A 19,477-nucleotide genomic window follows, 5' to 3' on the forward strand; every position below is an offset into this window, starting at 1 on the left:
CGCCATCCTGGCACGTGCGGTCGCGCCGCATGCCGGAACGGCACGGATCCTCGCGGCCCGCCCCGGGGCGGCGGAGCATCGACCCATGACCTCCACCGACGCCCCCACCGGCCCGTCCGTCCCCGCCCCCGCCGACGTCCTGATCCTCGGCGCCTCCTTCACCGGCCTCGCCGCCGCCACTGCCCTCGGCCGCAGTCTCCGCGACGTCCTCGTCGTCGACGGCGGACCTCCGCGCAACGCACCCTCGCCCGGTGCCCACAACGTGCTGACCCGCGACGGCGTCCCGCCCACGGAGCTGGTGCGCCTGGCGCGCGCCGAGGCCGAGGGCTACGGAGCCCGGGTGGTCGAGGGCGAGGCGGTCCGCGCCTCCGCGGGTGCCGAGGGCGTGACCGCGACCCTCGCCGACGGCACGGTCCTCCGCGCGCGCCGCCTCCTGCTCGCGACCGGCGTCCGCGACCTGCTGCCGGAGATCCCCGGGCTCGGCGCCCGCTGGGGACGGGACGTCCTGCACTGCCCCTACTGCCACGGCTTCGAGGTGCGCGGCCGGCGGATCGGCGTGCTCGGCAGCTCGTTCGCCGGGCACCAGGCGCAGATGTTCCGTCAGCTCAGCGACCGGACGTCGATCCTGCTCCACGGCGCACCCGCGCCCGCCGGCGACGAGGCGGCGGCGCTGGCCGCCCGCGGGATCGCTCTGGTGCCCGGCCGCGTCGAGAAGGTCCTCGTCGAGGACGACCGCCTGGTCGGCGTGGTGATCGACGGTCGGCGGCACGAGCTCGACGCGCTCGTCGTCGGCCCGCGGGTCGAGGGGCGGCTCCCCGAGGGGCTCGGCCTCGAGCTCGCCGACCACCCGTCGGGAGTCGCGCGGCACCTCGCCGTCGATCCGATGGGCCGGACCGGCGTCGCCGGGGTCTTCGCCGCGGGCTCGCTGGTCGAGCCCATGGCGCAGGTCGTCGCCTCGTCCGCCGACGGGCTGCGCGTGGGCGCGGCGATCAACCACGACCTGATCGAGGAGGAGATCGCCGCCGCACTGCGGGCCGCCTGACGCGCGCTCAGCGGCGGCGGTACTCCAGCTCCGGGCGGCCGGGGGAGCCGTAGCGGGGCGCGCGGTCCGCCACTCCGGAGTCGGCGAGGTGCTCGAGGTAGCGGCGGGCCGTCACCCGCGAGATGTCGAGGCGGGTGGCGAGCTCGGCCGCCGAGAGGCCGACGGGGCCCAGCAGTGCGGTGACGGCCTCGAGGGTCTGGACCGAGAGCCCCTTGGCTAGACCCGGGGCGTTGGAGGTGCGGAGCGCCGCGAAGGCCCCGTCCACCTCGTGCTGGCTGGCGACGTCGGCGCCGTGCATCCGCTCGCGGTACGACCGGTAGCTGGCGAGCTTGGCGGCGAACGCGCTGAAGACGAACGGCTTGATCAGGTACTGCACGATGCCGGCGGCGACGGAGGCGCGCACGTTCGCGGCGTCGCGGACGGCGGTGATCGCGATGACGTCGACGTCCAGGCCCGCCGCCCTGACGGCCCGGCAGAGGTCGAGGCCGCCCATGTCCGGCAGGTTCATGTCGAGCAGGATCAGCGCGATGCCCGGGTCCGCGCGCAGGGCCCGGATCGCCTCCGCGCCGCTGCCGGCGACCGCGGCCACCTCGAAGCCGTCGACCCGCCGGACGTAGTCGGCGTGGGCGCTCGCGGTCAGCGGCTCGTCCTCGACGACGAGCACCCGGATCACGACGCCACCCGCGCGGGCAGCGGCAGCTGCACCGTGAACACCGCGCCGACGTGGCGCGAGACCTCGATCGAGCCGCCGAGGCGCTCCACCACCTGCTGCACCAGCGCCAGGCCGATGCCGCGGCCGAAGCCGTCCGACTCCTTCGTCGAGTAGCCGCGCGCGAAGACGTCGGCGGCGCTCGCGACTCCGGGGCCGCTGTCCGACACCTGCACCACCAGCTCGCCCTCCGCGAGGCCGAGGTAGACCTCCACCCACGGCTCGCGGTCCGGAGCGGAGGAGGCGGCCGCGTCGAGGGCGTTGTCGATCAGGTTGCCCAGCACCGTCACGAGGTCCCCGGGCTCCAGCCCCTGCGTGCCGGGCTCGAGGTGCGTCTCGAAGTGCAGCTCGACGCCGCGCTCGCGGGCCTGTGCGGCCTTGCCCAGCAGCAGGGCGGCGATCACCGGCTCCTGCACGGAGCCGAGGACCCGGTCGGCCAGGCGCTGGCTGAGGTTCAGCTCGCCGGCGGCGAACGCGAGCGCCTCGTCGGGCCGGCCGAGCTCGATCAGCGACGCGATGGTGTGCAGGCGGTTCGAGAACTCGTGGGTCTGCGAGCGCAGCGCGTCCGAGAGGGTGCGCAGCGACTCCAGCTCGCCGCTCACCCGCTGCAGCTCGGTGCGGTCCCGGAGCGTGACGACCGTGCCCAGGGGGCGGGCGCCGGGGGAGGCGGCGGGCCGCTCGTTCACCACGAGGATCCGCTCGCGGGCCACGACCAGGCGGTCCGAGACGGGCTCGTCGTCCTGCAGCAGCTCGCGCAGGGCGACGGGGAGGTCGAGCTCGGCGACCGGCACCGGCGTCCGCACGCCCTCGAGCCCGAGCAGCTCCAGCGCGTGGTCGTTGGCGAGCACCAGTCGGCCGCGGTCGTCGACCAGCAGCAGCCCCTCCCGCACCGAGTGCAGGACGGACTCGTAGTAGGCGAAGACCTGGCTCATCTGCTCCGGGCCCCGCCCGCCCGTGACCCGCCTCAGGTAGCGGGCGAGGAGCCACGAGCCGAGCGCGCCGAGCGCGACCGCCCCGAGCGCGCCCCACGCGACGACCTGCACGCGGGCGGCGAAGGAGGCGTCCACGGCCGAGAGCGTGACGCCCGCCGACACGAGCGCGACGACCGCGCCGTCGGCGTCCTCGATCGGCGCGACGGCGCGGACGGAGGGCCCGAGCGTGCCGGTGTACGTCTCGGTGAAGGTCCGCCCCTCCAGCGCGGGCTCGATCGTCCCCTGGAACGGCAGGCCGATCCGGTCGCGGTCGCGGTGGGTGTACCGGGTGCGGTCGGGGGCCATGATCGTGAGGAAGTCGACGCCGGTGTCCCGCATGACCTCCTCGGCGTACGGCTGCAGGCTCGCGGAGGGATCCGCACCGGCCGTCGACTCGAGGACGAACGGATTGTCGGCCACCGTCCGCGCCACGACGAGGCTCCGCTGGGCGGCCTCGTCGCCCGCCCGGCTCCGCGCGTCGAGGGCCAGCACCGCGACGGCCGCTGCGGCGATCAGCAGGATGCTCAGCAGCTGCACGGCGAACAGGCGCGCGGCGATGCTGCCGCGCGGTCCGCGTGCGCTCGGCGTCCTGACCATGCCACTCCCTCGTGAGCGAGCGCTCGGGGCGCCCCGCCGTGAACAGTATGAACGCAACCGTGCCGGGCTCCGGAGGCGGGGCCACCATCGTCCTACCCCCTCACCTCGACGAAGAGAAGGACACCCCCATGGCGAAGACGCCTCAGACGCCGTCCGACCGGCTGATCCCCGCGGTCACCCCTCCGAAGACCCGGCGGCGCATCGACCGGAACCACTGGCTCTACATCGCCGTCATCATCGCCGTGGTCGCCGGCGTCGTGGTCGGACTCGTCGCTCCCGCCTTCGCGGCGACGCTCGAGCCCGTCGGTAAGGCCTTCGTCGGACTGATCAAGATGATGATCGCGCCGATCATCTTCTGCACCATCGTCATCGGCATCGGCTCCATCGCGAAGGCCGCCACGGTCGGCAAGGTCGGCGGACTCGCGCTGGGCTACTTCATCGTGATGTCGACCTTCGCCCTGGCGATCGGCCTCGTCGTCGGCAACATCCTGCACCCGGGCGAGGGCCTCGACATCTCGAGCGCCACCTACGACACCAGCGACCTCAAGGCCGAGAGCACCAGCGACTTCGTCCTCGGGATCATCCCCGTCTCGCTGTTCTCCTCGCTCGTGGACGGCAGCATCCTGCAGACCCTCTTCGTCGCGCTGCTCGTCGGCTTCGCGCTGCAGAAGATGGGCGCCAAGGGCCAGCCGATCCTCGGAGCGATCAAGCAGCTCCAGGTCCTGGTCTTCCGCATCCTCTCGATGGTGCTCTGGGTCGCCCCGATCGGCGCGTTCGGCGCCATCGCCGCGGTCGTCGGCAAGACCGGCTGGGGAGCGGTCGTCGCTCTCGCCACCCTGATGATCGGCTTCTACATCACCTGCGCGATCTTCGTGGTCGTCGTCCTCGGCCTGCTGCTGCGCCTGGTGACCGGCGTCAGCATCTTCTCGCTGATGAAGTACCTGGCCCGCGAGTACCTGCTCATCGTCGGCACCTCCTCCTCGGAGGCGGCGCTGCCCCGCCTGATCGCGAAGATGGAGCACCTCGGCGTCTCCAAGCCCGTCGTCGGCATCACCGTGCCCACCGGCTACTCCTTCAACCTCGACGGCACGGCGATCTACCTCACGATGGCGTCGCTGTTCATCGCCTCGGCCACCGGAGCGCCGATGTCGATCCCGGAGCAGATCGGCCTCCTCCTCTTCATGATGATCGCCTCGAAGGGCGCCGCGGGCGTCACCGGAGCGGGCCTGGCCACGCTGGCCGGCGGCCTCCAGTCCTTCCGTCCCGACCTGGTCAACGGCGTCGGCGTGATCGTCGGCATCGACCGCTTCATGTCCGAGGCCCGCGCGGTCACCAACTTCACCGGCAACGCGGTCGCCACCCTTCTCGTGGGCACCTGGACCAAGCAGATCGACATGGTGCAGGTCCGCGAGGTCCTCGGCGGGCGCTCGCCCTTCGACGAGACCACGCTCGGAGCGGACGAGCACGAGGCCCCCGCGTCGGGCACCTCGATCACCGAGGGGATCGCCTCGATCCAGGACTCCGACGAGGCGTCGCGGATGCGTGCGGAGATCGCGGCCAAGCGCTAGCCGATCCGATCGCGAAGGCCCCGCCTCCCGGAACCGGTCCGGGAGGCGGGGCCTCCGTCGTGCGAGGGTCAGTGCCTCCGCACCCCGAGCAGAGGCAGGGTCACCGAGCAGAGCGGCCCGATCAGCACCGCGAAGAGGAGGGTGCCGAGGCCGGCGTCGCCGCCGAGGGCCCAGCCGATGAGCAGCACCGTGAGCTCGACGCCCGAGCGCGCCACCCAGATCGGCAGGCCCGTGCGGGTGTGCAGGCCCAGCATCAGTCCGTCGCGGGGCCCCGGACCGAGGTGGGCGCCGATGTAGATCCCGCTCGCGACCGCCAGAAGCACGAGGCCTCCGGCGAAGAGCAGGCCGCGGGCCCACCACTCGTCCGGCGTCGCCAGCACGCGCAGCCCGACATCGATCATCGTGCCGACCACGAGCACGTTCAGCACGGTGCCGAGACCGGGCCGCTGTCGGAGGGGGATCCACAGCAGCAGGACGAGCAGGCCGATCACGTTCGTGAGCAGTCCGATCCCGAGCCCGGTCTGGTGCGCGACCCCCTGGGCGAAGACGGTCCACGGGTCCACGCCGATCGCCGCTCGGATCATCATCGCGTCGGCGAATCCGTAGAGGATCAGGCCCACCAGCAGGCGCGGCACGGGTCGGAGGCGCCACTGGCCCGCTGGGGGAGCGGCGGCGGCGACGGGAGCGGTGAGGGTCATGGACTCATCACAGCGTGGCATTGGCCTTCTTCGCGCGGTCCAATCCGGCTACCTTGGACGCATGGCTGATGTCCACTTCGGCGCGCGCGCCCTGCAGACCCTCCTCGGCGACTGGCGCGAGCAGCGCGGCACCCGGCCCGCCTACCTCGCGCTGGCCGACCGGATCCGCCTCCTCGGGATCGACGGCCGCATCCCCGCGGGCAGCCGCCTGCCCGCCGAGCGCGAGCTCTCGGCCCGCCTCGGCGTCAGCCGCACGACCGTGGCCGCCGCGTACCGCGAGCTGCGCGACAGCGGCTACCTCGTCAGCGTGCGCGGCTCCGGCAGCGTCACCCGCCTGCCGGGAGCGGCCGTGCACGCGGTGCCCTCGCTCGCGCCGGACTTCCTCGACTTCACCAAGGCGGCACTGCCCGCCGTCCCCGAGCTGGCCGAGGCGTACACCCGCGCGGCGCAGGCGGCCCCCGAGCACTTCGACTCCGGCTCCTACGACACGGTCGGCCTGCCGGTGCTGCGCCGCGCGATCGCCGAGCGCTACACCGCGCGGGGTCTGCGCACCGAGCCCGGCCAGATCATGGTGACCATCGGCGCGCAGCACGCGATCGCGCTCGTCGCCCGCACCCTGCTCGCGCGGGGCGACCGGGCGCTGATCGAGGCCCCGACCTACCCGCACGCCTACGAGGCCCTCCGGCTGGCCGGCGCGCGGCTCGTGCCGGTGAACGTCGACGGGGCGGACGGCTGGGACGGAGAGGGCCTGATCGCCGCGCTGCGCGGCACGAGCCCGAGCCTGGCCTACCTGATGCCCGACTTCCACAACCCGACGGGCCGCTCCATGGCCGCCGAGCTGAGGGAGCGGGCGATCGCCGCCGCGGCGCGGCAGGGCACGCTGATCATCGCCGACGAGACGACGGCCGAGCTCGACATCGACCGGCGGATGACGCCGCTGCCGTTCGCCGCCTACGGGCCCGAGGGGACGGTGCTCTCGATCGGCTCCGTCGGCAAGACACTGTGGGGCGGCATCCGGATCGGCTGGATCCGCGCCGAGCGGGCGGTGATCCGCAAGCTGGCGCTGGCGCGCTCGGCGAGCGACCTCGGCACGCCGATCCTGGAGCAGCTCCTGGTCGCGGACATGCTCGGCCGGATGGACGGCGTGCTGGAGCTGCGGCGCTCGCAGCTGCGCGCGGGCCGCGACCACCTCGAGGCGGCCCTGGCGCGCGCGATCCCGGAGTGGAGCGTGCCGCGGGTCTCGGGCGGCCTCTCCACCTGGGTGGGCCTGGGCCGGCCGGCGAGCTCGCAGCTGGCGCTCGCCGCCCGGACGGCGGGCCTGCTGATCACCGCGGGCCCGCGCTTCGGGATCGACGGCGCCTTCGAGCGGTTCCTCCGCATCCCGATCGGCTACTCGCCCGAGGCGACCGACCGGGCCGTGGAGGCGCTCGCGACGGCGTGGGCGCAGGTCGCGCGGCACCCGGCAGCCGACCCGGGGTACCTCGCCGACGTGGTCTGAGGTGGAGTGCCCGCCGGGCGTGTGAGATCGTTCTCTCATGAGCGACGGGTACGGCTACCTGCTGGTCCACTTCGTGGAGGACCGGACCGGCCACAGCGAGAAGATCTTCCTCTCGCTCAGCCGGGGCGACGATCCGCTGCGCTGGCGCGCGCTCGGGCCGGTGCTGGAGTGGACCGGCGGCACGGGCGGCGTCCGCGACCCCCACATCGTCCGCGGGCCGCGGGGCTTCCACCTCGTCGCCACCGACCTCCGCGTCTGGCGGCCCGAGGGCCCGGACTGGGACCTCTACCGGCACCGGGGGAGCCGCGACCTCGTGGTCTGGGACTCCCCGGACCTCCTCGAGTGGTCCGAGCCGCGCGCGGTCGCCGTCGCTCCCGAGGCCGCGGGCATGGCCTGGGCGCCGGAGTCGGTCTACGACCCGGTCTCGGGCGACTTCCTCGTGCACTGGTCCTCCGGCCTGGCCGAGGACGGCGACCCCGCCACCGGCGAGACGGGCGACAGCCGCATCCTGATGTCCCGCACGCGCGACTTCCGCACGTTCACCGAGCCCGAGACCTACCTGCGGCTGCCCGGCGGAGTGATCGACATGACGCTGCTGATCGAGCGCACGGCCGTCCACCGCTTCGCCAAGCAGCACGACGAGGCCCCCGACACGATGCAGGTGTTCCAGCAGGTCGGCTCCTCCCTCCTCGCGGACGACTTCGCCACCGTCGCCCGGGGGATCGGGCAGGAGCTCGGCCCGAGCATCGAGGGGCCGCTGGTCTTCCGGCACCACCGCGATGAGCGCTGGTCGCTCTGGGTCGACCAGTACGCCCTCCGCCCCTACGGCTACCGCGCCTACACGAGCACCGATCCGGCCTCGGGCCGCTGGGAGCTCGCGGAGGAGTTCGACCTGCCCGAGGACACCAAGCACGGAGCGGTCCTCCCGCTCACCCGATCCGAGTACACGGCGCTCGACGAGCGCCACCCCGCCTGAGAGGCCCCGCATGACCGACTTCAGCCCCCGTCTCGCCGACGCCCTCGTCACCGTCCTCGGTGCCGACGGCGCTCCGCTCGCCCACGCCGATGTGACGGTCGAGCAGCGCCGCCACGCCTTCGCCTTCGGCTGCACCCCTCCGAGCACCGACCCCGCGCGCGCCGAGGAGCGCCGGCTCTGGCTCGACCTGTTCGACACGGCGACGCTCCCCGTCTACTGGGGCCGCTTCGAGCCGGAGCGCGGCCGCACCGCGACGGAGGAGGTGCTCGCCGAGGCGCGCGCGCTCGCCGCGGACGGCGTCCGGCTGAAGGGGCACCCGCTGGTCTGGCACTACGTGAAGCCGGAGTGGCTCGACGCGCTGCCGCTGGACGAGGCCGAGCAGCTCCTCCGCGCGCGCATCCGCCGGGAGGTGGGCGCCTTCGCCGGGCTGATCGACACCTGGGACGCGATCAACGAGGTCGTCATCATGCCGCGCTTCGCGAACGAGCCGGACGGCGTGACGAACGCCGTCACCCGCCTCGCCCGCGAGAAGGGACGCGTCGGCATGGTCGAGCTGGCCTTCTCGGAGGCGCGCAGCCTCGGCACCGGACCGGTGCTCGTGCTGAACGACTTCGACCTCGGGCCCGAGTACGAGCGGCTGATCGAGGACGTGCTCGAGGCCGGGATCCGGCCCGACGCGATCGGCCTGCAGTCGCACATGCACCAGGGGTTCCGCGGGGAGGAGCAGATCGCGGCGATCTGTGACAGGTTCGCGCGCTTCGGTCTGCCGCTGCACTGGACCGAGACCACCCTCGTCTCGGGCGAGCTGATGCCCGCCGAGATCGAGGACCTCAACGACCACGTGGTCGAGGACTGGCCGACCACTCCGGAGGGGGAGGCGCGGCAGGCGGACGAGATGGTGCGGCACTACGAGACGCTGGTCGCGCATCCGGCGGTCGAGGCGATCACCTACTGGGGCTTCGACGACGCCGGAGCCTGGCTCGGAGCGCCGGGCGGGTTCCTCCGCCGCGACGGGAGCCCGAAGCCGGCCTACGAGGCGCTGCGCTCGCGGATCCGCGGGGACTGGTGGCTCGAGCCGACGGTGCTCCGGACGGACGCCGAGGGGCGCGTCGGCGTCCGGGCCTTCGCCGGGGACTTCGCGCTCTCGAGCGCCGGGGCGGGCGCTGCAGTGAGCCTCCCCGTCGGGTCGTCGACGGCGGAGGTCCGCCTGGGCTGAGGGCGTCCGGGCCCGCCGGTGGCGCGGGTCGCCCCGTCGCGCGCCCCGGAACGCCGCGTCCCTCCCAACACTCAGTCGGCTGATGGAAGACTCGGAGGGTGCATCTCCTCGCGGTCCTCAGCATGAAGAACCGGGCGCTCATCGCGCTCGTCACCGTCGTCATCGCCGTCTTCGGCGGAGTCGCCCTGACCGGGCTCAAGCAGGAGCTCGCGCCGTCGATCTCCTTCCCGCAGCTCGCCGTCGTCACGTCCTACCCGGGCGCCGCTCCGGAGGTGGTCAACGACGACGTCTCGACGCCGATCGAGACCGCCATCCAGGGGGTGCCGGGGCTCGAGACGACCAGCGCGACGTCCTCCACGGACTCCTCCCTCATCTCGGCGTCCTTCACCTACGGCACCGACCTCGCCACCGCCGAGCAGAAGATCCTGCAGGCGATCAACCGGATCAAGAGCACGCTCCCGGACGGCGTCGACCCGCAGGTGGTCACCGGCTCCCTCGACGACCTGCCGGTGCTGCAGCTCGCCGTGTCGAGCGACGGCGACGCGGACGCGCTGGCCGAGCGCCTGCGCACCACGGTCATCCCGGACCTGGAGAAGGTCGAGGGCGTGCGCGAGGCGGCGCTCGTCGGCGAGACCGCCCAGCGCGTCACGATCACTCCGGACGACGCGGCGCTCGCCGCGGCCGGCCTCTCGACCGGCGACATCCGCTCGGCCCTGCAGCAGAACGGCGTGCTCGTCGCGGGCGGACAGATCACCCAGGACGGGTCGACCTTCTCGGTGCAGTCGGGCGTCAAGCTCGACTCGACCGACGCGATCGCGGCGCTGCCGCTGCTGCCGTCCGCAGGTGCCTCCGCGGGTGCGGGCGGCGCCGGTGCGTCAGCGGGCGCGGGTGCCTCCGCGGGTGCCGGGGCTTCCGCCGGCGGCTCCGACGCCGGAGCGGCGGCGGGAGGCGCGGCCGTGACCGCAGAGCCGACGGTCACCACCCTCGGCTCCGTCGCGACGGTCGCCGTCACCGACGCCCCCGTCACCTCGATCTCGCGCGTCAACGGCCAGCCCGCCCTGACCCTCTCGATCACGAAGCTCCCGGCCGCGAACACCGTCGATGTGTCGACCGGCGTGGCCGCGCTGCTCCCGGACCTCGAGGAGTCGATCGGCGACAACGCCGCCTTCACCCCGGTCTTCGACCAGGCGCCCTACATCCAGGAGTCGATCGCGTCGCTCGCGCAGGAGGGGGCGCTCGGCCTCGTCTTCGCCGTGCTGGTGATCCTGCTGTTCCTGCTGTCGGTGCGCTCGACCCTGGTCACGGCCATCTCGATCCCGACCTCGGTGCTGATCACCTTCATCGGCCTGCAGACGGCCGGCTACACCCTCAACATCCTGACCCTCGGCGCGCTCACCATCGCGATCGGCCGTGTGGTCGACGACTCCATCGTCGTGATCGAGAACATCAAGCGGCACCTCGACGCGGGTGAGGACCGGGCCCGGACCATCGCGGTCGCCGTCCGCGAGGTCGCCGGCGCGATCACCGCCTCCACGATCACCACGGTCGCGGTGTTCCTGCCGATCTCGTTCGTCGGCGGCACCACGGGCGAGCTGTTCCGGCCCTTCGCGCTGACCGTGTCGATCGCCCTGCTCGCCTCCCTCGTGGTGGCGCTGACGATCGTGCCGGTGCTCGCCTACTGGTTCCTCCGCCCCTCGAAGCGGCCGGCGGTGCGCCAGGCCGCGCAGGCGGCGCTCGCGGAGGAGCGCGCGGCGGCCGGAGGGGCACCCGCCTCGGGGGTCCCGGCCGACACCGCCGCGCCGGTCGAGGAGGCCCCGCACCACGGCGCCCACGCCGCTCCCCGGCGGGCGCGCGGGCTGCAGTCGGTGTACGGCCCGATCATCCACTGGACGCTGAAGCACTCGGTCGTCACCGTCCTCCTCGCGCTGCTCGTGCTCGTCGGGACCGGTGCGCTGTACCCGCTGATGAAGACGAACTTCCTCGGCTCCAGCGGGCAGGACACCTTCACCGTCACACAGACGGTCCCCGTCGGCCAGAGCCTCGACGCGCAGGACGCGACGGCGCAGCAGGCGAGCACGGCGATCCTCGGCGTCGACGGCGTCGAGACCGTCCAGCTCACCGTCGGCTCCTCCGGCGGTCTGCAGAGCGCGTTCGGCGGGGGAGGAGGCGGCGGCACCTCGATCCGCTACTCCGTCACCACCGATGAGTCGGCCGACCAGGAGGCCGTGCAGGCGGACGTCCGCGACGCGCTGTCGGGCGTCGCCTCGGCCGAGGACATCAGCGTCGCCGCCTCCTCCGGCTTCGGCGCCTCCTCGGACATCGAGGTCGACCTCTCGACCGCCTCGCAGAGCGACCTCCAGAGCGCGAGCGACCAGCTCCTCGAGGTCCTGCGCGGGACCGACGGGATCAGCCAGGCCGAGAGCAACCTCTCCTCCTCGCTGCCCTACATCGCGGTGCGGGTCGACCGCGACGCCGCGGCCCGGGCGGGTCTCAGCGAGGTCGCCGTGGGCACGATCGTCAGCCAGGCGCTCCAGCCCAGCCAGGTCGGCAGCGTCGTGATCGACGACCGCACCCTCTCGATCTACCTGGCCGACGGGCAGCCGCCGGCCACCGTGGACGAGCTGCGGAACCTCGAGGTGCCGACCCTCACCGGCACCGTCGCGCTCTCCACCCTCGCGGCGGTCGAGCAGACGGACGGTCCGGCGAGCATCACCACCGAGCGCGGGCAGCGCACCGCGACCATCACCGTCACCCCGGAGGGCGACGACCTCGCCTCGGCCAACGTCGCCGTGCAGAACGCGATCGACGCGACGGCGCTTCCGGCCGGTGTCGACGCCTCCCTCGGCGGAGTGACCGCCGACCAGGCCGACGCGTTCTCGCAGCTGGGCATCGCGCTGCTGGTCGCGATCCTGATCGTCTACGTCGTGATGGTGGCGACGTTCCGCTCGCTCCTGCAGCCGCTGCTCCTGCTCGTGTCGGTGCCGTTCGCGGCGACCGGCGCGATCCTCCTGCAGGTGATCACCGGCGTGCCGCTGGGCGTGCCGTCCCTGATCGGCGTGCTGATGCTGATCGGCATCGTCGTCACGAACGCGATCGTGCTCGTGGACCTGGTGAACCAGTACCGCGACCGCGGGATGCCGGTGCGGGAGGCGCTGCTGCACGGCACCGAGCGGCGGCTCCGGCCCATCCTGATGACCGCCCTCGCGACGATCTTCGCCCTGCTGCCGATGGCGCTGGGGATCACGGGCCACGGCGGCTTCATCTCGCAGCCGCTGGCGATCGTCGTGATCGGCGGCCTGGTGTCCTCGACGGTGCTGACCCTCGTGGTCCTGCCCGTCGTCTACAACCTGGTCGAGGGGTATCGTGAGCGGCGGCGTGCCGCCCGCGCCGGGAAGGCGTCGGCATGACGGACATCAGGGATGCGGCCGAGACGGTCGGCTCGCGCTGGCGCAGCGGCCCGGAGCGCGCCACCGCGGTCCTCGACGAGATCGGTCCGGAGCGCTTCGTCGCCCGCGACTTCCGCCCGGGCACGCTCCGGCACCTCGTCCTGATCCGCTTCCGCCCGACGGCGCTGGTCGCCGAGGCGGACGAGGTCACCCGCCGCTTCCTCGCCCTCGCCGACGAGTGCGTCCGCGACGGACGGCCCTACATCGAGTCGATCGAGACCGGGCCGCAGCTGAGCATCGAGGGCGCGGGCGAGGGGTTCGACCGCGCGTTCCTGCTGACCTTCTCCTCCGAGGGCGACCTGCACTACTACCTGGGCCGGCCGGCCGTCGAGGACCCCGCGCACTGGGATCCGGCGCACGACGCGTTCAAGGAGTTCGTCGGGCCGTTCGTCGACACGGCCGGCATCGTCGCGTTCGACTTCCGACCCGAAGCGCACTGATGGCGACTCCCGAGTTCGTGCTGCGGCTGCGCGACCGGATCGGGACCGAGCTGCTCTGGCTCACCGGCGTGACCGCGGTGATCCTCCGCGAGGAGCCGGCGCTCGAGGTCCTGCTCGTCCGGCGCGCCGACACCGGCGCCTGGACGGCCGTCACCGGGATCATCGACCCGGGCGAGACCGTCGCCGGCACCGCCCGCCGCGAGGCGCAGGAGGAGGCGGGCGTCGAGATCGAGGTCGAGCGCCTCGTGCAGGTGCACACCCTGCCGCCGATGCAGTATCCCAACGGGGACCGCTCGCAGTACCTCGACCACGTGGTGCGCTGCCGCTGGATCTCGGGGGAGGCCCACGTCGCGGACGACGAGTCGACCGAGGTCGGCTGGTTCGCGCCCGACGCGCTGCCGCCGATGTCGGACGAGCACCGCGCCCGGATCGAGCGGGCGCTGTCGGACGAGCCGGGCTGCTCGATCGACTGACGGCGGGGGTGGGCGCCGGACGAGGGCGGGGCCGCCTCTCGGGAGCGGCACTCGGATCGGAGCGGGCGTCCTGCCGTGTCGGCCTCCGACCGGACGGGCCCTCGGGCCGGGCTCCTCGGACCAGGCTCGTCTCGGAGCGGGCGCTGCTCAGACCGGACGCGCGAAGCAGAGCACCGCGTCGTCGCCGACGTGGGCTCCGAAGCCGTCGATCGCCGTGAAGCCGAGCGCCCCGGCCGCTGGGGCGAGCTCCGGAGCGGCGGCCAGGCGCAGCGTGCGGATCCGCTGCACCCGCGCCCACGACTCCGCCGCCGCGACGAGCCGTCGGGCGACTCCCGTGCGCCGGTGGACGGAGGCGACCACGAGCTCCAGCACCTCGGCGAAGTCGTCCGGGCCGGGAGCGAGCACCAGGGCGCCCGCCGCCGCCCCGTCGATCCGGGCGATCAGGACGCGGGCGTGCGGGGGCGGGACCGCGGCGAGGAGGCCCTCCGCTCCGGCTGCGTCCTCGAGGCGGACGACGACTCCGCTCACGAGCCCAGGTGAGCGCGGAGGAACTCGACGACCCGAGCGCGCAGAGCGTCGTCGAGCAGCGCGATCGAGTGCAGCGAGCCGGGGAGGACGAGGAGGTCGACCCTCGAGCCCGCTCCGCGCAGCGCCTCGGCGAAGCGGGTCGACTGGCTGAGCGCGACCCGTTCGTGCGCCGCGTGCGCGATGAGGAACGGCGGCTCGGAGCCGTCCACCTGCGCGAGGGGCGAGGCGGCGGTCGCAGCGGCGCAGGAGGCGAGGTCCGCGCAGTCGAGGTAGCTGCGCACGGCGGCCGCGACTCCGACCACCGGGTCGTCGTCGGCGAGGCCGGCGGCGCTGAGATCGGAGGGGCCGCTCAGGTCGACCACGGCGGCCAGGCGGGACGAGGTCGCCGGCAGCGTGCCGAGCAGAGAGGCGAGGTTGCCGCCGGCCGAGCCGCCGAAGGCCGCCACCCGCTCCGGATCGATGCCGAAGCGCGCGGTCTGCTCCGGCTCGAGCAGCCAGTCGAGGGCGGCCGTCACATCGTCGAGCTGCGCGGGGAACACGGCGGCGGGCGCGAGGCGGTAGTCGACCGAGACGGCGACGAACCCCTCCGATCCGAGCCACTGGCAGATCGGACGCCAGTTCGCGTCGGCCTTGCCTCCACGGGCCCAGCTGCCGCCGTGCACGACGAGGACGGCGGGCCGCGGCTCCGCCGACGGGGCAGGGGAGGAGCAGACGTCGGCGCTCTGCCCAGTGCTCGCGTCGTAGACGACGTCGGCCGTCACGCTCACGCCGGACCAGTCGGGTGCGGGTGCCGCTCCGAGCGCCTGCGCCACCGGCTCCGAGACGGGAGTGGTGCTCGCGCAGCCCGAGAGGAGGAGTGCGAGGGCGGCCAGGACCGCGGCGACGCGTCGCGGGGATCGGGTGGGCTCGCGCATGAGTGCGATCAGCGTACGGGGTGCCCGGCGCCCCGGATGCGGCACCCCCGCGATCAGGGGGTGCCGGGCTCGCGCTGCAGACGGACCAGGACGACCCCCGCGAGGATGAGCGCGCCGCCGCCGAACTGGATCGGCGCGGGCAGCTCGCCGAGGATCAGCCACGCGGCCGCGATCGAGAACAGCACCTCCGTCAGGCCGACGAAGGAGGCGATCCGCGTGCCGAGACGGCGTCCGCCCTCGATCCCGAGCAGATACGCCAGCACCGTCGACATGCCGAGGATCACGCCCGCGGGGAGGAGCCAGCTGACCTCCGCTCCGACGAACACCACCTCTCCGAAGGTCGCGCGCAGCGGTGTGACGCCGAGCGCCCCGAGTGCCAGCAGGATCGCGGCGCCGACGGTCATCGCCCCCGCCGTGAGCGCGATCGGCGGCAGCTCCGGATCCACCCGGCCGGCGATGACGTAGTAGACGCACAGGCCGAGCGAGGCGGTCAGCGCCCAGGCGATGCCGACCAGCTCGGGCGTCGACTCGCCGGACAGGTCGAGCACGAGCACCAGGCCGCCGAGCGCGAGCGCGGAGCCGGCGAGGGTGAAGCGGCCGGGGTGCCGGCGCGTGCGCGCCCAGGCGAAGAGGACGAGGAACACCGGCGCGAGGTACTCGATCAGCAGGGCGACGCCGACCGACATGTGCTCGATCGCGCTGTAGAAGCAGAGCTGCGCGGCGATCACGGCGAAGACTCCGTAGAGGGCGATCGTGCCGAGGTTGCGGCGGAGCACGGGCCAGCGGCCGCGGAGGGACAGGATCGCCGGGATCGCGAGGATCAGGGCCGCGCCGCCCGACCGCCAGAGGACCGCGGACGCCGGCGTCCAGCCCGCCTCGAGGAGCGGCTTCACGAACGGCCCGCCCAGACCGAACGCCGCCGACGCGGCCAGCGCCGCGACGAGGCCGGAGCCGAGGCGCCGTGCCGGCGCGGGCGCGCTCGCGGCGGGGAGGGTGACGGCGGCGGTGCTCTCGGCGGTCATGGCCGGCTCCTTCAGGAGTCAAAAGGATTACACTCGTGACAGCGAGCTGATCGCACACTACTGAGCCGCACTGTCAGGAGCCAACATGGTGTTCGCCTATGACGTCGAGGCGTCACTGACCTCCACCGCCACCCTCGTCAACACGCTCCCCGAGCTGTCGCCGTCCGGCGAGGACGAGATGGCGACGATCGAGCAGCTGGACGACTTCCTCCTCGAGAACCGGTACACGGGCAGCCGCGACGGATCGACCGAGGAGCTGGAGGCCGTGCGGGCGATCCGCTCCTCCCTCCGCACCCTCTGGCTCACGCGGGCCGAGGAGGACCTCGTCCCCGTCGTCAACGGGATGCTCGACTCCGGCCGCGCGCTCCCGCAGCTGGTCCGGCACGGACCCTACGGCTGGCACCTCCACGCGACGCGCGACGAGAGCCCGCTCGCCACCCGCATCCTGGTCGAGGCCGCCATGGCGTTCGTCGACGTGATCCGCGGCGACGAGCGCGAGCGGATCCGCGTCTGCGCGGCGGAGGACTGCGAGGCGGTGCTCGTGGACTTCTCCCGCAACCGCTCGAAGCGCTACTGCGACACGGGCAACTGCGGCAATCGCGCGAACGTGGCCGCGTACCGGGCTCGGCGGGCGTCGCAGTAGCGGACGGGTGGTCGGTGGGCGCGGGCTCGCGCGTCGATCGTGCTGCGGCTCGGGGCCGGGGGGCTGTATGCGGGGCGACTCCTCGGGGGACCGGGTGCGGAGATGCGCGGCTCCCAGGCTTCGCGGCTCCGGACCTGAGCGGGTCCCGACCTGAGCGGCTACCGAACTGAGCGGCTCCTGGCCGCACGTCTCCCCGCCCTAGCCAGGCTCCGGGGCCGCGTGTAGACTCACTCGGTCGGCTCTTGACACCGTGCGTTCGCGTGCGGATGGGTTTGTTAGTCAAGTGGGCCGAGTCTCCGACAGTCGTCGTGAGACGAATCACATGTGTGAATCGGCCCCGGTCAATGACTCGCCCGGGTTCTCCCCCTGCTGCCCCGCAGCAGTCCAGCGCACGGACGCCCCTCACGACGGGGCTCCTCCGGCGTCGCCTCCTCGCGCACGACCTGAACCCAGGAAGAACTGCCATGCCCAAGAACAAGAAGCCCGCCGGCGGACGTCCGGCCAAGAACTTCGAGCCCAACCGCTTCGGCGCCTCGAGCGGCAAGTCCCAGCTCGGCGGCCGCTCGCGCTTCCCCGGCGCCAAGCCGGGCTCGCGCAGCGAGGGCCACCGCGGCTTCCGCGCCGTCGACGAGAACGCCCCCAAAAAGGCGCGCTGGAACGCCGACGAGCGCGCCGAGCGGGCCACCGAGCGCGCCGATCGGCCCGCCCGCGGGAACGACCGCGACGAGCGGCCCTCGCGCGGCTACGACCGCGACGCGCGTCCGGCCCGCTCGAACGACCGCGACGACCGTCCGGCCCGTTCCTACGGGCGCGATGAGCGTCCGGCGCGTTCCTTCGACCGGAGCGACCGCCCGGCCCGTTCCTTCGACCGCGATGCGCGTCCGGCGCGCTCGAACGATCGAGACGACCGTCCGGCCCGTTCCTACGGGCGCGATGAGCGTCCGGCGCGTTCCTTCGACCGGAGCGATCGCCCGGCCCGTTCCTTCGACCGTGACGCGCGTCCGGCGCGCTCGAACGACCGCGACGACCGTCCGGCCCGCTCCTACGGACGCGACGACCGACCGGTCCGCACCGGCGACCGCGACGAGCGCCCCTCGCGCGGCTACGACCGCACAGAGCGTCCCGCCCGCTCGTTCGACCGCAGCGACCGCCCGGCCCGCTCCTTCGACCGGGATGCGCGTCCCTCGCGCGGCCACGACCGCGGCGACCGCCCGACCCGCTCGTTCGACCGCGACTCCCGGCCCTCGCGCCGCGACTCCGGCTCGGACTTCTACCCCAGCCGCGACGCCCGTGCGCCGCACCAGGCCGACGACGTCGTGCTCGAGCGCCTCGAGGCGACGGCCACTCTCGCCGTCGACGTCGAGGGCGTCACCTTCGGCGACCTCGGCCTGGGCGGGAACATCGTCCGGATGCTGACCGAGCTCGGAGCGGCCGCGCCGTTCCCGATCCAGGCCGCGACCATCCCCGAGGTGCTCGCCGGCAAGGACGTCCTCGGACGCGGCAAGACCGGCTCCGGCAAGACCATCGCCTTCGGCGCCCCCGTCGTCGAGCGCCTGATGGAGAACAACGGAGCGAAGGGCCGCAAGCCGGGCCGCGCTCCGCGCGCGCTCATCCTCGCGCCGACCCGCGAGCTCGCCATGCAGATCGACCGGACGATCCAGCCGATCGCCCGCTCCGTCGGCCTGTTCACGACGACCATCTACGGCGGCGTCCCCCAGTACAAGCAGGTCGGAGCCCTCCAGCGCGGAGTCGACATCGTCATCGCGACGCCGGGCCGCCTCGAGGACCTCGTCGAGCAGGGCCGCCTCGACCTCTCGAACATCACCATCACGGTGCTCGACGAGGCCGACCACATGTGCGACCTCGGCTTCCTCGAGCCGGTGCAGCGCATCCTCCGCCAGACCGCCGACGGCGGCCAGCGGCTGCTGTTCTCGGCCACGCTCGACAAGGGCGTCGCGACGCTCGTCGACGAGTTCCTGGTCGAGCCGAGCGTCCACGAGGTCGCCGGCGAGGACCAGGCGTCCTCGACCATCGACCACCGCGTGCTCCTGATCGAGCACCGCGACAAGGCCGAGATCATCGAGCAGCTCGCCGCCCGCCAGGGCAAGACGCTGATCTTCGCCCGGACCCGCGCGTTCGCGGAGCAGCTCGCGGAGCAGCTCGACCACGCGGACATCCCCGCGACGAGCCTCCACGGCGACCTCAACCAGTCGCGCCGCACCCGCAACCTCGCACTGCTCACCAGCGGACGCGTGGACGTGCTGGTCGCGACCGATGTGGCCGCGCGCGGCATCCACGTCGACGACATCGACCTGGTGATCCAGGCGGACGCTCCCGACGAGTACAAGACGTACCTCCACCGCTCCGGCCGCACCGGCCGCGCGGGCAAGACGGGCACGGTCGTGACGCTCATCACGCGCAACCGCCGCCGCCGCATGGAGGAGCTGCTCGACCGTGCCGAGATCGAGGCCGAGATGATCGAGGCCCGCCCCGGCGACCGCGTCCTGCGCGAGATCAGCGCCCCGGCCGAGTAGCCGCCGACCGCACGACGACGAGGCGCGGACCCCTGCATCGGGGTCCGCGCCTCGTCGTCTTTCGTGGTGGGTGCTGTGGTGCGGCGTGACGGCGAGTGCCGGGTCGTGGTGACCCTCCGACTCCGCGCTGCGCAGGGCTCCGCGCTGTGCGGCTTCCCGTGGGGCGGCGCTGCGTTGCGCGACTCTGTGCTGGACGGCTCTG

Annotated in this window: 16 protein-coding genes; 10 read left to right on the forward strand and 6 right to left on the reverse strand. The window is 73.5% G+C overall.

The annotated features are described in order from the left end of the window. Positions 1-85 precede the first annotated feature (85 nt). Positions 86-1,042 carry an NAD(P)/FAD-dependent oxidoreductase gene (locus tag C5D04_RS02545; protein WP_104347181.1) on the forward strand — a complete coding sequence of 319 codons (957 nt, stop codon included), beginning with the start codon at positions 86-88 and terminating at the stop codon, positions 1,040-1,042. Positions 1,043-1,049: 7 nt separating this feature from the next. Here the strand turns inward: C5D04_RS02545 and C5D04_RS02550 are convergent, their stop codons facing one another. After that, positions 1,050-1,715: a response regulator gene (locus tag C5D04_RS02550; protein ID WP_104347182.1), complete on the reverse strand. Its 666-nt coding sequence runs from the start codon at positions 1,713-1,715 to the stop codon at positions 1,050-1,052. Next, positions 1,712-3,319 (reverse strand): sensor histidine kinase, encoded by a 1,608-nt coding sequence (locus C5D04_RS02555; RefSeq protein WP_104260395.1) that lies wholly within the window; start codon positions 3,317-3,319, stop codon positions 1,712-1,714. The genes C5D04_RS02550 and C5D04_RS02555 overlap by 4 nt, the downstream gene beginning before the upstream one ends. A 128-nt stretch (positions 3,320-3,447) precedes the next feature. On the opposite strand from C5D04_RS02555, the gene C5D04_RS02560 reads away from it, so the two are divergent. Then, positions 3,448-4,887, forward strand: a complete 1,440-nt coding sequence (locus C5D04_RS02560; RefSeq protein ID WP_104223811.1) for a cation:dicarboxylate symporter family transporter — start codon at positions 3,448-3,450, stop codon at positions 4,885-4,887. Positions 4,888-4,955: 68 nt separating this feature from the next. On the opposite strand, the gene C5D04_RS02565 is transcribed toward C5D04_RS02560, so the two are convergent. After that, entirely contained in the window at positions 4,956-5,585 is a 630-nt protein-coding gene (locus tag C5D04_RS02565) for a YitT family protein (RefSeq protein ID WP_374952930.1), read from the reverse strand. 61 nt (positions 5,586-5,646) lie between these two features. On the opposite strand from C5D04_RS02565, the gene C5D04_RS02570 reads away from it, so the two are divergent. The 6 genes from C5D04_RS02570 to C5D04_RS02595 all read left to right on the forward strand — a co-directional run bounded on the left by C5D04_RS02570 (position 5,647) and on the right by C5D04_RS02595 (position 13,634). Next, positions 5,647-7,083, forward strand: coding sequence for a PLP-dependent aminotransferase family protein (locus C5D04_RS02570; RefSeq protein WP_104325956.1), 1,437 nt, complete (start codon positions 5,647-5,649; stop codon positions 7,081-7,083). Positions 7,084-7,120: 37 nt separating this feature from the next. Next, on the forward strand, positions 7,121-8,059 hold the full coding sequence (locus C5D04_RS02575) for a glycoside hydrolase family 43 protein (RefSeq protein ID WP_104347183.1): 939 nt from the start codon (positions 7,121-7,123) through the stop codon (positions 8,057-8,059). A 10-nt stretch (positions 8,060-8,069) separates the two neighbouring features. Continuing rightward, positions 8,070-9,275, forward strand: a complete 1,206-nt coding sequence (locus C5D04_RS02580) for an endo-1,4-beta-xylanase (RefSeq protein WP_104347184.1) — start codon at positions 8,070-8,072, stop codon at positions 9,273-9,275. A gap of 98 nt (positions 9,276-9,373) precedes the next feature. Then, positions 9,374-12,682: an efflux RND transporter permease subunit gene (locus C5D04_RS02585; RefSeq protein ID WP_104347185.1), complete on the forward strand. Its 3,309-nt coding sequence runs from the start codon at positions 9,374-9,376 to the stop codon at positions 12,680-12,682. Beyond that, on the forward strand, positions 12,679-13,161 hold the full coding sequence (locus tag C5D04_RS02590) for a Dabb family protein (RefSeq protein ID WP_104223816.1): 483 nt from the start codon (positions 12,679-12,681) through the stop codon (positions 13,159-13,161). The genes C5D04_RS02585 and C5D04_RS02590 overlap by 4 nt, the downstream gene beginning before the upstream one ends. Continuing rightward, complete coding sequence (locus C5D04_RS02595; protein WP_104233119.1) at positions 13,161-13,634, forward strand: NUDIX domain-containing protein; 474 nt, start codon at positions 13,161-13,163, stop codon at positions 13,632-13,634. The genes C5D04_RS02590 and C5D04_RS02595 overlap by 1 nt, the downstream gene beginning before the upstream one ends. Positions 13,635-13,781: 147 nt before the next feature. Here the strand turns inward: C5D04_RS02595 and C5D04_RS02600 are convergent, their stop codons facing one another. From C5D04_RS02600 to C5D04_RS02610, 3 genes are read right to left on the reverse strand one after another with little or no spacing between them, the layout of a single operon-like run. Next, positions 13,782-14,162 (reverse strand): GNAT family N-acetyltransferase, encoded by a 381-nt coding sequence (locus C5D04_RS02600; RefSeq protein ID WP_104327350.1) that lies wholly within the window; start codon positions 14,160-14,162, stop codon positions 13,782-13,784. Beyond that, positions 14,159-15,076, reverse strand: coding sequence for an alpha/beta hydrolase (locus C5D04_RS02605; RefSeq protein ID WP_104347186.1), 918 nt, complete (start codon positions 15,074-15,076; stop codon positions 14,159-14,161). The genes C5D04_RS02600 and C5D04_RS02605 overlap by 4 nt, the downstream gene beginning before the upstream one ends. A gap of 53 nt (positions 15,077-15,129) precedes the next feature. Continuing rightward, a complete protein-coding gene (locus C5D04_RS02610) occupies positions 15,130-16,098 on the reverse strand; it encodes a DMT family transporter (protein ID WP_104295278.1) in 969 nt (322 codons plus the stop codon). Between the two features lie 85 nt (positions 16,099-16,183). Here C5D04_RS02610 and C5D04_RS02615 point away from each other — a divergent pair, with 85 nt between their 5' ends. Together C5D04_RS02615 and C5D04_RS02620 are read left to right on the forward strand one after the other, a co-directional pair. Continuing rightward, a complete protein-coding gene (locus C5D04_RS02615; protein WP_104262740.1) occupies positions 16,184-16,741 on the forward strand; it encodes a CGNR zinc finger domain-containing protein in 558 nt (185 codons plus the stop codon). Positions 16,742-17,205: 464 nt separating this feature from the next. Next, entirely contained in the window at positions 17,206-19,275 is a 2,070-nt protein-coding gene (locus tag C5D04_RS02620) for a DEAD/DEAH box helicase (protein ID WP_104347187.1), read from the forward strand. Positions 19,276-19,477 lie beyond the last annotated feature (202 nt).

Source organism: Rathayibacter sp. AY1D2, from assembly GCF_002932695.1.
Classification (GTDB): Bacteria; Actinomycetota; Actinomycetes; order Actinomycetales; family Microbacteriaceae; genus Rathayibacter.